Annotated in this window: 11 protein-coding genes; 7 read left to right on the top strand and 4 right to left on the bottom strand. The window is 68.1% G+C overall.

The window, feature by feature from the left end; genetic code table 11:
• Window positions 1–2 precede the first annotated feature (2 nt).
• From AAG801_RS05020 to AAG801_RS05000, 5 genes are read left to right on the top strand one after another with little or no spacing between them, the layout of a single operon-like run.
• The gene (locus tag AAG801_RS05020; RefSeq protein WP_341887439.1) at window positions 3–560 is read left to right on the top strand and encodes a TRAP transporter small permease; all 558 of its coding nucleotides are present in this window, start codon (window positions 3–5) and stop codon (window positions 558–560) included.
• Window positions 561–611: 51 nt separating this feature from the next.
• A complete protein-coding gene (locus AAG801_RS05015; protein ID WP_192194866.1) occupies window positions 612–2,009 on the top strand; it encodes a TRAP transporter large permease in 1,398 nt (465 codons plus the stop codon).
• Between the two features lie 2 nt (window positions 2,010–2,011).
• Window positions 2,012–3,538 (top strand): altronate dehydratase family protein, encoded by a 1,527-nt coding sequence (locus tag AAG801_RS05010; protein WP_341887438.1) that lies wholly within the window; start codon window positions 2,012–2,014, stop codon window positions 3,536–3,538.
• A 14-nt stretch (window positions 3,539–3,552) separates the two neighbouring features.
• A complete protein-coding gene (locus tag AAG801_RS05005) occupies window positions 3,553–4,485 on the top strand; it encodes an SMP-30/gluconolactonase/LRE family protein (RefSeq protein WP_341887437.1) in 933 nt (310 codons plus the stop codon).
• A 3-nt stretch (window positions 4,486–4,488) separates the two neighbouring features.
• Complete coding sequence (locus AAG801_RS05000; protein WP_341887436.1) at window positions 4,489–5,547, top strand: malate/lactate/ureidoglycolate dehydrogenase; 1,059 nt, start codon at window positions 4,489–4,491, stop codon at window positions 5,545–5,547.
• Here AAG801_RS05000 and AAG801_RS04995 read toward each other — a convergent pair.
• From AAG801_RS04995 to AAG801_RS04980, 4 genes are all read right to left on the bottom strand, one after another.
• Window positions 5,544–6,431, bottom strand: coding sequence for a DMT family transporter (locus AAG801_RS04995; RefSeq protein ID WP_341887435.1), 888 nt, complete (start codon window positions 6,429–6,431; stop codon window positions 5,544–5,546). The two genes, AAG801_RS05000 and AAG801_RS04995, sit on opposite strands and share 4 nt — an antisense overlap.
• Before the next feature lie 212 nt (window positions 6,432–6,643).
• Complete coding sequence (gene slmA / locus AAG801_RS04990; protein WP_101488577.1) at window positions 6,644–7,294, bottom strand: nucleoid occlusion factor SlmA; 651 nt, start codon at window positions 7,292–7,294, stop codon at window positions 6,644–6,646.
• A gap of 87 nt (window positions 7,295–7,381) precedes the next feature.
• Window positions 7,382–8,275, bottom strand: a complete 894-nt coding sequence (gene argB / locus AAG801_RS04985; protein ID WP_099794950.1) for an acetylglutamate kinase — start codon at window positions 8,273–8,275, stop codon at window positions 7,382–7,384.
• Between the two features lie 64 nt (window positions 8,276–8,339).
• Window positions 8,340–9,431: a glycosyltransferase gene (locus tag AAG801_RS04980; protein ID WP_101488576.1), complete on the bottom strand. Its 1,092-nt coding sequence runs from the start codon at window positions 9,429–9,431 to the stop codon at window positions 8,340–8,342.
• A 45-nt stretch (window positions 9,432–9,476) separates the two neighbouring features.
• Here AAG801_RS04980 and AAG801_RS04975 point away from each other — a divergent pair, with 45 nt between their 5' ends.
• Window positions 9,477–10,235, top strand: coding sequence for a glycosyltransferase family 2 protein (locus tag AAG801_RS04975; protein ID WP_341887434.1), 759 nt, complete (start codon window positions 9,477–9,479; stop codon window positions 10,233–10,235).
• An 84-nt stretch (window positions 10,236–10,319) separates the two neighbouring features.
• Window positions 10,320–12,350, top strand: a complete 2,031-nt coding sequence (locus AAG801_RS04970) for an acyltransferase family protein (protein WP_341887433.1) — start codon at window positions 10,320–10,322, stop codon at window positions 12,348–12,350.
• The last annotated feature ends 28 nt before the right edge of the window (window positions 12,351–12,378 follow it).

Genomic DNA, 12,378 nt, shown 5'->3' with positions numbered 1-12,378 from the left:
CCATGACCGAACAGAAGATCATCGACGACGAAGGCCACTTCCATGCGGAGGACGAAGTGGTCGACCTGTCGGACACCATCGCCGAAGGCTGGATTTCCCTGGCCGTCTTCTGGATGCTGGGCCTGACGGTGTTCTACCAGTTCGTCACGCGCTATGTGATGAACGACTCGGCCGCCTGGACGGAGGAAGTGGCGCGCTACCTGCTCATCGGCGTGGTCTTCATCGGCGCGGCGATCGGCGTGGCGAAGAACAACCAGATCCAGGTCGACTTCTTCTACCGCCACATGCCGCGCGCGATGGGCCGCCTGCTCTCGATGGCCGTCGACGTGCTGCGCACCGCCTTCTTCGTCGCGGCCGTCGCCATGACGGTGCAGATGATGATGAAGATCGGCAACCAGACGCGCATGACGCTCGTCGACCTGCCGATGAACGTGGTGTACGCGCTGTGCGTGTTCGGCTTCGCTGCGATGGCGTGGCGTTCGCTGCAGGTGCTGCGCATCCACTGGCAGCGCGGCTACAGCGTGCTCGAACAACCCGAATCCACCCTGCACGACCGCTGACGCGGACCCCACCGGCCCACAGACGCAGGCGCGGTCCTGCGACACAACCCCATGCTGAAAATCATCTTCCTGTTCTTCATGGCCGGCGGCATCCCCGTGGCCGTTGCCATGGCCGGCGCCTCGCTGGTCTACATCCTCGTGAGCGACAGCACGCTGCCGCCGTTCGTGGTGATCCACCGCATGGTGAGCGGCATCGACAGCTTTCCGCTGCTGGCCGTGCCCTTCTTCATCCTGGCCGGCAACCTGATGAACAACGCCGGCATCACCACGCGCATCTACAACTTCGCGCTCGCGCTCGTGGGTTGGCTCAAAGGCGGCCTGGGCCACGTGAACGTGCTGGGCTCGGTGATCTTCGCGGGCATGAGCGGCACGGCCATTGCCGATGCGGCCGGCCTGGGCACCATCGAGATCAAGGCCATGAAGGAGCACGGCTACTCCACCGAGTTCGCGGTGGGCGTGACGGCAGCGTCGGCCACGCTGGGCCCGATCATTCCGCCGAGCCTGCCCTTCGTGATCTACGGAATGATGGCCAACGTGTCGGTGGGCGCGCTGTTTCTCGCGGGCCTGCTGCCGGGCGTGATGATGGCCGTGCTGATGATGCTCACGGTGGCCTACTACGCGCACAAGAACAAGTGGGGCGCCGACGTCAAGTTCTCGCGCACGCGCCTGTTCAAGGCGCTGATGGAGCTGGTCGTGGTGATCGGCTGGCCCATGCTGATGTGGCTGCTGGTCGCCAAGCTGGGCACGCCGCCGCAGCTCACGGTGTTCGCGGGGCTGGCCTCGCTCTTCGTGCTGGACAAGATCTTCAGCTTCGAAGCGCTGCTGCCCATCATGACACCGGTGCTGCTCATCGGCGGCATGACCACGGGCCTGTTCACGCCCACCGAAGGCGCCATTGCGGCCTGCGTATGGGCCATGATTTTGGGCTTCGCGTGGTACCGCACGCTGTCGTGGAAGATGTTCATCAAGGTCTGCCTGGACACCATCGAGACCACGAGCACGGTGCTGTTCATCGTGGCGGCGGCGTCGATCTTCGGCTGGATGCTCACGGCCACGGGCGTCACCACCGACATCGCGAGCTGGGTGCTGGGCTTCACCAAGGACGCGTGGGTGTTTCTGCTGCTGGCCAACCTGCTGATGCTGTTCGTGGGCTGCTTCCTGGAGCCGACGGCGGCCATCACCATCCTCGTGCCGATCCTGCTGCCCATTGCGACGCAGCTCGGCGTGGACCCGATTCACTTCGGCCTCGTGATGGTGCTCAACCTCATGATCGGCCTGCTGCACCCGCCGATGGGCATGGTGCTGTTCGTGCTCGCGCGCGTGGCGGGCCTGAGCTTCGAGCGCACGACGATGGCCATCCTGCCCTGGCTGGTGCCGCTCCTGCTGAGCCTGGGCCTCATCACCTACATGCCCAAGCTCGTGCTGTGGCTGCCCAAGATGTTCTATTGACCATGACACCCTACATCCGACTCCATCCCGCCGACGACGTCGTCATCGCGCGTTCGCAACTGCTCGGCGGCACCCTCGTCGAGAACGTGGCCGTGCGCGGCCTGATTCCGCCGGGCCACAAGATCGCCATGCGCGCCATCGCGCAGGGCGAGCCGGTGCGGCGCTACAACCAGATCATCGGTTTCGCGAGCAAGCCCATCGCCGCCGGCGAGCACGTGCACACGCAGAACCTGGACATGGGCCCCGACAAGGGCGACTTCGAACGCGACTACGCGTTTGGTGCGGACGTGAAGCCCGCGCCCGCGAAGCGCGAAGCGACGTTCATGGGCATCAAGCGCGCCGACGGCCGCGTGGCCACGCGCAACTACATCGGCGTGCTGACCAGCGTGAACTGCTCTGCGACGGCCGCGCGCGCCATTGCCGATCATTTCTCGCGCAAGACCAACCCGCAGGCACTCGCGGCGTTCCCGAATGTCGACGGCATCGTCGCGCTGACGCACGGCACAGGCTGCGGCATGGACACGCAGGGCATGGGCATGCAGATCCTGGAGCGCACGCTCACGGGCTATGCCACGCACCCGAACTTCGCGGGCGTGCTGGTGGTCGGTCTCGGCTGCGAGGCCAATCAGATCAACGCCTGGCTCGCGACCGGGCATCTGGCCGAGGGCGAGAACTTCCGCACCTTCAACATCCAGGACACGGGCGGCACGCGCAAGACGGTGGAGAAAGGCGTGGCGCTCATCAACGAGATGCTGCCGCGCGCCAACGCCGTGAAGCGCGAGCCGTGCAGCGCGGCGCACATCACCATCGGACTGCAGTGCGGCGGCTCCGACGGCTACTCGGGCATCAGCGCGAACCCGGCGCTGGGTGCGGCGGTCGACCTGCTGGTGGCGCACGGCGGCACGGCCATCCTCAGCGAAACGCCCGAGGTGTACGGCGCCGAGCACCTGCTGACACGCCGTGCGGTGAAGCGCGAGGTGGGCCAGAAGCTCGTGGACCGCATCAAGTGGTGGGAGCATTACACCGAGATCAACGAGGGCGAGATGAACAACAACCCCTCGCCGGGCAACAAGGCGGGCGGGCTCACGACCATCCTCGAGAAATCGCTGGGCGCGGTCGCCAAGGGCGGCACCAGCAACCTCGAGGCGGTGTACGAATACGCCGAGCCCGTGACCGCGCACGGCTTCGTCTACATGGACACGCCGGGCTACGACCCGGTGAGCGCGACGGGCCAGGTGGCCGGCGGCGCGAACCTGATCTGCTTCACGACAGGGCGCGGCTCGGCCTACGGCTGCGCGCCCTCGCCTTCGCTCAAGCTCGCGACCAACTCGGCGCTGTGGCAGCGGCAGGAAGAAGACATGGACATCAACTGCGGCGAGATCGTCGACGGCACAGCCTCGATCCAGGAGATGGGCCAGCGCATCTTCGAGCTGGTGCTGGCCACCGCGTCGGGCGCGCAGTCGAAGAGCGAGCAACACGGCTACGGGCAGAACGAGTTCGTGCCGTGGCAGGTCGGCGCGGTGATGTGAGCGAAGCACACGCCATGGCCCCCCAGCCCTTCGGCTTTCTGGAAGGCACCGGCTTCGAGCGGCTGGATGCGCGCTTCAATGCCTGCATCCCAGGTCCCGAGCGCGTCGAGCGGCTGTGGACCGGCGCGCGCTGGTGCGAGGGCCCGGTGTGGTTCGGCGCGCACCGCACGCTGCTGTGGTCGGACATTCCGAACAACCGCATGCTGCGCTACGACGAGGTGAACGGCACGGTCGGCATCTTTCGCGAACCGTCGAACAACGCCAACGGCCATACCGTCGACCGCGAAGGCCGGCTCGTGAGCTGCGAGCACCTCACGCGGCGCGTGACGCGCACCGAGCACGACGGATCGGTCACCGTGCTGGCCTCGCACTGGCAAGGCAAGCGGCTCAATTCGCCCAACGACGTGGTGGTGCATTCGGACGGCGGCGTGTGGTTCACCGACCCGAGCTACGGCATCCTCTCGGACTACGAAGGCCTGCGCGCAGAGAGCGAAATCGGCGCGTGCCATGTCTACCGCATCGACCCCGCGAGCGGCGCGGTCGAGCGCGTGGCCGACGACTTCGTGAAGCCCAACGGCCTGGCGTTCTCGCCCGACGAATCGCTGCTGTACATCGCCGACACCGGCGCGAGCCATCTGACAGACGGGCCGCGCCACATCCGCCGCTTCAAGGTGGGCGTCGACGGCCGCAGCCTGAGCGGCGGTGAGGTGTTCGCCGAGTGCACGCGCGGCATGTTCGACGGCTTTCGCCTCGACACCGAAGGCCGCCTCTGGACCAGCGCGCTCGACGGCGTGCACGCTTACCACCCCGACGGCACGCTGCTCGGGAAGATCCTGCTGCCCGAGCGCGTGGCGAACGTCTGCTTCGGCGGGCCCAAGCGCAACCGGCTTTTCATCTGCGCGACCACGTCGCTCTATGCCATCACCTTGAACGCGAAGGGAGCCTGATCCATGTCCAGAACTCTGCCGGCCGACGGCCTGCAAGCCAACGTCGCACGCATCCTCGAAGCCGCGGGCAGCAGCGCCGCCGAGGCGCAGCAGGTGGCCGCCAATCTCGTGCTGGCCAACCTGAGCGGCCACGATTCGCACGGCGTGGGAATGCTGCCGCGCTACATCGACGCGGTGGCCGAGGGTGGACTGAAGCCCAACGCGGCTGTGAAGATCAACCTCGACATCGGCACGCTGATGGGCCTGGACGGCCAGCACGGCTTCGGGCAGATCGTCGGCGTGCAGGCGATGGAGCTCGGCATTGCGCGCGCGAAGCAGCACGGCAGCTGCATCTTCACGCTCGCAAACGCGCACCACCTGGGGCGCATCGGCCATTTCGCGGAGATGGCGACGGCACAAGGGCTGGTGGCGATGCACTTCGTCAACGTGCTCTCGCGGCCCGTGGTGGCGCCGTGGGGCGGCGGCGACGGGCGCTTCGGCACCAACCCGTGCTGCATCGGCATTCCGCTGGCGGGCGCCGAGCCCTTCGTGCTCGACTACGCGACCAGCCGCGTGGCGCAGGGCAAGATGCGCGTGGCCCACAACAAGGGCGAGCAGGTGCCCGACGGCTACCTGATCGACGAACGCGGCGCGCCCACCAACGACCCGGGCGTGGTCGTCGTGCCGCAGGGCAACGGCCTGTTCGGCGCGCTCATGACCTTCGGCGAACACAAGGGCTACGGCATGGCGGTGGCCTGCGAGCTGCTGGGCGGCGCGCTCACGGGCGGCGGCACCTGGCACCGGCCCGCGGACACGGCGCGCACGGTGCTCAACGGCATGCTGACGGTGCTGATCGACCCCGTGAAGCTCGGCACGCAGAAGGCCTTCGACGACGAGGCGCGCGAGTTCATCGACTGGCTGCGGCAAAGCCCGCCGGGCCAGGGCTTCGACGCCGTGCAGATCGCGGGCGAGCCGGAGCGCCAGGCGCGCGCGGCGCGTCGGCGTGACGGCGTGTGGGTCGATGACGCGACGTGGGGCGAGATCGTCGCCGCCGGCGCCAAGGTGGGCGTGACGGTCGCCTAACGCCGCGTGGCGGCGTTGCGCGACTTCTGGCTCAGCACGAGCGCGATGCCGCCGAGGATCGCCACCGAGGCGAGCGCCAGCCGCGGCGTGATCGCCTCCGACAAGAACAGCACGCCGCCGAACGCCGCCAGCAGCGGCACCGACAGCTGCACGGTCGCCGCCCGCAAGGCCGACAGGCGGCCCAGCGCCGCGTACCAGACGACGTAGCCGAGCCCCGAAGTCAGCGCGCCGGAAGCCACGGCCAGCGCGACGCCGCGCGCATCGGCATGCGCGCGCGTGGCGAACACCAGGCTCAGCGCGAAGGCCATCGGCACCGCGCGCAGGAAGTTGCGCGCGGTCGCGGCCAGCGGGTCGGCCACGCCGCGGCCGCGCAGCGAATACACGCCCCACGCCACGCCCGCCACCGCCATCAGCACGGCGCCGAGCAGCGGCGGCGCGGCAACGCCCGGCGACACCAGGTAGACGAGTCCGGCCGCCGCGAGGACAAAGCCGAACCACGCGAGCACCCCGAAGCGCTCGCCGCCGCCCAGGCCCGCGCCCAGCATCGTGAGCTGCACCGCGCCGAACAGGATCAGCGCGCCCGTGCCCGCGGACAGGCTGAGGTAGGCGAAGGAGAAGAACGCGACGTACGCGAACAGCATGACGGCGGGGAGCCAGTCGGTGCGCCCGAGGGCGGACGGCTGCGCGCGGAAGCGCACGACGAGCGCGAGCGTGATCGCCCCGGACGCGAGCCGGATGCTGCCGAAGCTGGCGGGGTCGATGCCGCCGTGCTGCAGCGCGAGCCTGCACAGCAGCGAGTTGGCCGCGAACGCGACCATGGCGACCGCGGTGAGCGCGACGACGTGCAGAAGAAGGGCCGGGCGGGCAGCGGCGGCGTCAGACATGGCGCGCCCCGGAAGGCCGATGGCCGCGCGGGCTGCGGGAAAGACAAGCGCTCATGCGAACCTCCGATCCAGAGGTCATGCGAAACGGGCTTGTCACCGCGGCACCGCGTGGCGGCAAGGGAGGAATTCATCGTACGCGCCGCAAGGGGCCGCGTCGAGTTCAGCGTTGCGACGGCGGACCGGCTGCGAAGCCGGCCGGCCTTGCCGTCACGTCAAACGATCAGGGCGATCGTGGCTTCCAGGTGTTCGGAAGGGGCGCGGCGGAAACCCGAGCGCGCAAAGCGCTGGAGCTGCCCGACCACGAAGGCCGTGAGCGCCGCGGCGCGCACCTGGGCATCGACGCTGGGCGTGGCCGAGCCGTCGGCAGCGGCCGCGCCGCGCAGCACCTGGCGCAGCGTGGCTTCGATCTTGTCGAAGAACTGGTTCATGCGCTGCTGCAGGCGCTCGTTTTCGTAGACCAGCGCGTCGCCAACCATGACGCGCGTCATGCCGGGGTTGCGCTCGGCGAACTGCACGAGCAACGTGAGGATGCGGGCGGCCTGCTGGCTGCCGGTGGCACCTTCGCGTTCGAGGATCTGGTTGACCAGCGTGAAGACGCTCTGCTCGATGAAATCGATGAGGCCCTCGAACATCTGGGCCTTGCTCGCGAAGTGGCGGTACAGGGCCGCCTCGCTCACCTCGAGCCGCGCGGCGAGCGCGGCGGTGGTGACCCGCTCGGCACCGGGCTGCTCCAGCATGGCGGCCAGCGCCTGCAGGATCTGCACGCGCCGCTCGCCCGGCTTGGGGCGCTTGCGCGTGGGTGCGGCGGCGGGGGTTTCCGCCGGGGTCTCTACGCCGGGGGCAGCTGTCTCTTCGTTCTGCATGGGAGCGCGTGCAAAGATGTAATCAATTGATTCTCGCACAGCGCAGTGAGCGCGCGCCTTCGGGTCGGCGAAGGCGCGCGAGGGCGTTCAGCGCGCCCGGATCATCGTGCCGTAGGCCTGGTCGGTCAGGATCTCAAGCAGCATCGCGTGCGGCACGCGGCCGTCGATGATGTGCACCGCGTTCACGCCGCTCTTGGCCGCGTCGAGCGCGCCTTCGATCTTGGGCAGCATGCCGCCCGAGATGGTGCCGTCGGCGAACAGTTCGTCGATTTCGCGCGCGCTCAGGTTGGTGAGCAGGTTGCCGTTCTTGTCGAGCACGCCGGGCGTGTTGGTCAGGAGCATGAGCTTCTCGGCCTTGAGCACGGTGGCGAGCTTGCCGGCGACGACGTCGGCGTTGATGTTGTAGCTCTCGTTTTCTTCGCCGAAGCCGATGGGGCTGACGACGGGAATGAACGCGTCGTCCTGCAGCGCCTTGACCACGCTGGGGTCGATGGAGACGATGTCGCCGACTTGGCCCACGTCATGGTGCACGTTGGGGTCGGTGCGGTCGGCCAGCTTGAGCTTCTGCGCGCGAATGAGGCCGCCGTCGCGCCCCGTGAGGCCCACGGCCTTGCCGCCGGCCTGGTTGATCAGGCCCACGATGTCCTGCTGCACCTCGCCGGCCAGCACCCATTCGACAACTTCCATGGTCTCGGCGTCGGTCACGCGCATGCCCTGGATGAAGCTGCCCTTCTTGCCCAGCTTGTTGAGCGCCGCCTCGATCTGCGGGCCGCCGCCGTGCACCACCACCGGGTTCATGCCGACCAGCTTGAGCAGCACCACGTCTTCCGCGAAGTCGGCCTGCAGCGCCGGGTCGGTCATGGCATTGCCGCCGTACTTGATGACGATGGTCTTGCCGTGGAACTTGCGGATGTACGGCAGCGCCTGGGCCAGGATCTCGGCCTTGTCGCGCGGAGGAATGTTGAGGACGGGATCGGTCATGGACAGTCAGGCTCCGAAGCGGTGGACGAAGGAAAGAATTCTCGCAACAAGGGTGCGCCGGCGGTCAGGGCCGCAACCAGCGCGGCACCTTGAAGCGCACGATCATCAGGTACGCCCCGACGTAGGTCGTGACGAACAGAAGGCAGAACAGCATCAGCACGAAGGTGTTGTTCCAGAACAGCACCGCGGGCACCACCGACAGCGCAGCGAACATCCACAGGTAGGGCGAGGTGCGGTTGTTGCGCGCCAGCAGCTGGCGCGCCTCGTCGTCCGCGAAGGCCACGCGCACGATGCGCCGGAAGATCAGCTGGTGAAAGTGCAGTGCGTCGGCCGTGCCCGGCGACTGGCCGCGGGCCAGCTTGCGGTAGATGGAGAACAGCGTCTCCCACACCGGGTAGATCAGGAGCAGCATCGGGAACCACGGCGACACCACTCGGTGGCGCTGCACCAGCGTCACGCAGGCCACGGCGATCACCATGCCCCAGACGTAGGCGCCCCCGTCGCCCGCGAAGATCTTGCCGCGCGGGTAGTTCCAGACCAGGAAGCCGAAGGTGGCGCCGACCAGGCAGATCACCATTGCGGCCAGTTGCCGGTCGCCCAGCTGCAGCGCGACGTGCGAGATGGCCAGGCACACGAGCACGGCCACGGTGCCGGCCAGCCCGTTGTAGCCGTCGATGATGTTGAAGGCATGCGGCAGGCCGCCGATGGCCAGGGCCGCGAAGACCAGCGAGGCATACGGCAGCATCGCGAGCCAGCCGTCGAGCGTTTCGAAGCCCGTGCGCGCCACGCCCAGCCCCTGCACCCAGCACACCAGGAGCGCCGAGCCGATGGTCAGGCCCAACCGGTAGCGCACCTTGACCTGCTGGGTCACGTCTTCGACGATGCCGCCGAGCACGGCGGGCAGGATGCACACCAGCGTGAGCATCGAGGACTTGAGCGGCCAGGCGATGTTCAGCGGCTCGATGAGCCCGGCGCCCAGCCAGGCCGCACTCATGCCGAGCATGATGCCGGCCCCACCCAGACGGGGCACGTGGCCCTTGTGGAAACGCTGGGGCATGTCGGCGCCGTAGCGGCGCGCGTGTCTGCGCGCGCGGCGCATGAACAGCTGCACCGCGATGGCGGAGACGAAGAAACTGAGGATGATCAGGGCAATCATGAGTGGGGTTGGGGGAACCCTAGAATTCCCGAGCGAAATTAGACCATGCCCACGCCCCCTTCTTCACCCCAAGCCCCGGTCACCCTGTCGATCGTGAGTCACGGCCAGCTTGCGCTGGTGCTGCCGCTGCTCGAGCAGCTCGACCGCTACAGCCGCGCCTCGATCGCCAAGGTCGTGCTCACGCTGAACATTCCCGAGCCCGACCTGACCGCCGAACGCCCCTGGGGCTTTGCCATCGAGCGGATCGAGAACCCGGCGCCCCTGGGCTTCGGCGCCAACCACAACCAGGCCTTTGCGCGCTGCGACACGCCCTGGTTCCTGGTGCTCAACCCCGACATCCGCTTCGACACCGACGTGCTGGCCCCGATGCTCGCCCAGGCCGCGCCCGATGCCGGCCTCATGACGCCGCGCATCCTGGAGTCGGGCCGCCCCGTGCCCGAGCCGCACCGCGACCTGTTGACCCCCTTCGAGATCGTGGGCCGCAAGAAGCCCGGCTACCAGCCGCCGGCCGTGCCGGCCTGGATTCCCGGCCTGTTCATGCTGTTCCGCAGCGAGGCCTACCGCCGCATCGGCGGTTTCGACGAGCGCTTCTTCATGTACGGGGAAGACTTCGACATCTGCGCCCGCACCCGGCTGGCCGGCTGGAAGCTCCAGGTGGCCGAAGACCTGCGCGCGCGCCACGACGCCCAGCGCGCCAGCCACCGCAGCAAGAAGTACCTGTACTGGCACGTGACCAGCCTGCTTAAGGTGTGGCTGTCGGGGGCCTTTTGGCGCTACTGGCGGCTGCAGCGCACCACCGCCTGAAAAAGGCGCCGCGACGTTTGCAGGGACAATCGGGGCCGAAAAGCCCCGCACCGAAGCCCGCAAGCGCCGCTTTCAACACCGACGATGACGACACCGAGCAGCCCGCCCTCCCTCCCCGAACACGCCCACCTGGTTCACCCGAAATACCGCCCGGACATCGACGGGCTGCGCGCCGTCGCGGTGCTTTCGGTGCTCGGCTACCACGCGTTCCCGCAGTGGATCAAGGGCGGCTTCATCGGCGTCGACATCTTCTTCGTCATCTCGGGCTTCCTGATCACCACCATCATCCTGGGCAGCTTCCAGGGCGATGGTTTCAGCTACCGCGAGTTCTATGCGCGGCGTGTGAAGCGGATCTTTCCGGCGCTGGCGCTGGTGCTGCTGGCCACCATGGCCTTCGGCTGGTTCTCGCTGCTGCCGCACGAATGGGAACAGCTGGGCAAGCACGTGGCCGCGGGCGCGGGCTTCGTCTCGAACTTCGCCTTCTGGAGCGAGGCGGGCTACTTCGACAACGCGGCCGAGACCAAGCCGCTGCTGCACTTGTGGTCGCTGGCCATCGAAGAGCAGTTCTACATCTTCTGGCCCGTGCTGCTGGGCCTGGCCTGGAAGCGCAAGTGGCGCATGCTCACGGTGCTCGGCACGGTGGCGGCAATGTCGTTCCTGCTCAACGTGACGACCATCCACAGCCACCGCACGGCCGCGTTCTATTCACCTCTGTCTCGCTTCTGGGAACTGATGATCGGCGGCATGCTGGCTTACGCGCGGCTGCACCGGCCGCCGCCGAAGCCGGGCTGGGGCCGCCACGCGCAGTCGATCGCCGGGCTCGTGCTGATCATTCTGGGCCTGTGCTACATCCGCGGCGGCAAGGCCTTCCCGGGGTTCTGGGCCATCCTGCCGGCGCTGGGCGCGTTCTTCTGCATCGCCGCTGGGCCGACCGGCGTGCTGAACCGCTACGTGCTGGCCTCGAAGCCGATGGTGTGGGTCGGCCTGATCAGCTATCCGCTCTACCTCTGGCACTGGCCGTTGCTGGCCTACGCGCGCATCCTCGAAGGCAAGCTGCCATCGGACGGCATCCGCGCGCTGATGCTGGTGGCGTCGTTCGTGCTCGCCTGGCTGACCTACCGTTTTGTCGAGCGCTACACGCGCCGCAGCGAGAACCCGACGGTGACGGCGGGCTTGGTGGCCGTGATGGTCGGCTTCGTCGTGCTCGGTCTGCTGGCAACCACCCGTTACTACGTGGGCCGCCACAGCGATCCGTACTTCAACAAGACCGCCGCCGCCGCCAAGGACTGGGCCTACCCGGACGGCCTGAGCCCGATCAAGGTCGACGGCGAGGTGGTGCAGCAGATCGGCCAAGGCAAGCGACGGGTGCTGTTCTTCGGTGACAGCCACGTCGAACAGTACGGACCGCGCGCCGTCGAGCTCGCCAAGACCTCGCCGGGCACGCTCGATGCGCTCTCCTTCGTGACCTGGGGCGCCTGCCCGCCGATTCCCAACGTGGTCGACGAGCAGAACAACCTCTGCGGCGAACGCCGCGACGGCGGCATGCGCCTGGCGATGAGCGACCGGTTCGACGCCGTCGTCTTCGGCGGCTGCTGGAACTGCTACTTCTCCGAGACCGGCAAGCCCAACGCCGAGAACGCATCCGCCGACCGCTACTACTTCTTCGACGGCAAGGACAAGCGGCGCTTCATGGGCGGCGGTGGCGTGGACTTCTCGCTCAACATGCTCGAGACCGTGCTGACCACCCTGTCCAAGCACAAGCAGGTCTACCTGCTGCTGGACAACCCGGTCGGCGAGGGCTTCGGCCCCGAAGAGTTCGTGAAGGGCGGGCGCCTGGGCGACATGCAAGTGGGCAAGATGTCGCCCACCGCCCCCTGGGACCCGAAACAGAAGGCGCTGCACGAGCGCATGCGGCAGATTGCGCAGCGCAGCGGCGCCATCGTGATCGACCCGATTCCGACCCTGTGCAAAAAAGACTGGTGCACCCGCGCCGATGCCGACGCCACGCCGATCTACAAGGACGCCGGCCACCTGCGCGCCGAATACGTGCGCAAGCACGCGACCTACATGGACCCGGCGATGACGACACCAGCAACGCCGGCGCCGGCCCGCTGAGGGTCAGGCTGCGGCGGCCTCCGGGCCG

The sequence above is a fragment of the Variovorax sp. YR752 genome (genome assembly GCF_943372545.1).
Note: the sequence above shows the minus strand (reverse complement) of the source record. Positions and strands in the feature narration are given on the sequence as shown.

Coding starts and splice junctions, on each gene's coding strand:
- AAG801_RS05020 (WP_341887439.1), top strand. CDS start 3: ATGACCGAACAGAAGATCATCGACGACGAAGGCCACTTCCATGCGGAG.
- AAG801_RS05015 (WP_192194866.1), top strand. CDS start 612: ATGCTGAAAATCATCTTCCTGTTCTTCATGGCCGGCGGCATCCCCGTG.
- AAG801_RS05010 (WP_341887438.1), top strand. CDS start 2,012: ATGACACCCTACATCCGACTCCATCCCGCCGACGACGTCGTCATCGCG.
- AAG801_RS05005 (WP_341887437.1), top strand. CDS start 3,553: ATGGCCCCCCAGCCCTTCGGCTTTCTGGAAGGCACCGGCTTCGAGCGG.
- AAG801_RS05000 (WP_341887436.1), top strand. CDS start 4,489: ATGTCCAGAACTCTGCCGGCCGACGGCCTGCAAGCCAACGTCGCACGC.
- AAG801_RS04995 (WP_341887435.1), bottom strand. CDS start 6,431: ATGTCTGACGCCGCCGCTGCCCGCCCGGCCCTTCTTCTGCACGTCGTC.
- slmA (WP_101488577.1), bottom strand. CDS start 7,294: ATGCAGAACGAAGAGACAGCTGCCCCCGGCGTAGAGACCCCGGCGGAA.
- argB (WP_099794950.1), bottom strand. CDS start 8,275: ATGACCGATCCCGTCCTCAACATTCCTCCGCGCGACAAGGCCGAGATC.
- AAG801_RS04980 (WP_101488576.1), bottom strand. CDS start 9,431: ATGATTGCCCTGATCATCCTCAGTTTCTTCGTCTCCGCCATCGCGGTG.
- AAG801_RS04975 (WP_341887434.1), top strand. CDS start 9,477: ATGCCCACGCCCCCTTCTTCACCCCAAGCCCCGGTCACCCTGTCGATC.
- AAG801_RS04970 (WP_341887433.1), top strand. CDS start 10,320: ATGACGACACCGAGCAGCCCGCCCTCCCTCCCCGAACACGCCCACCTG.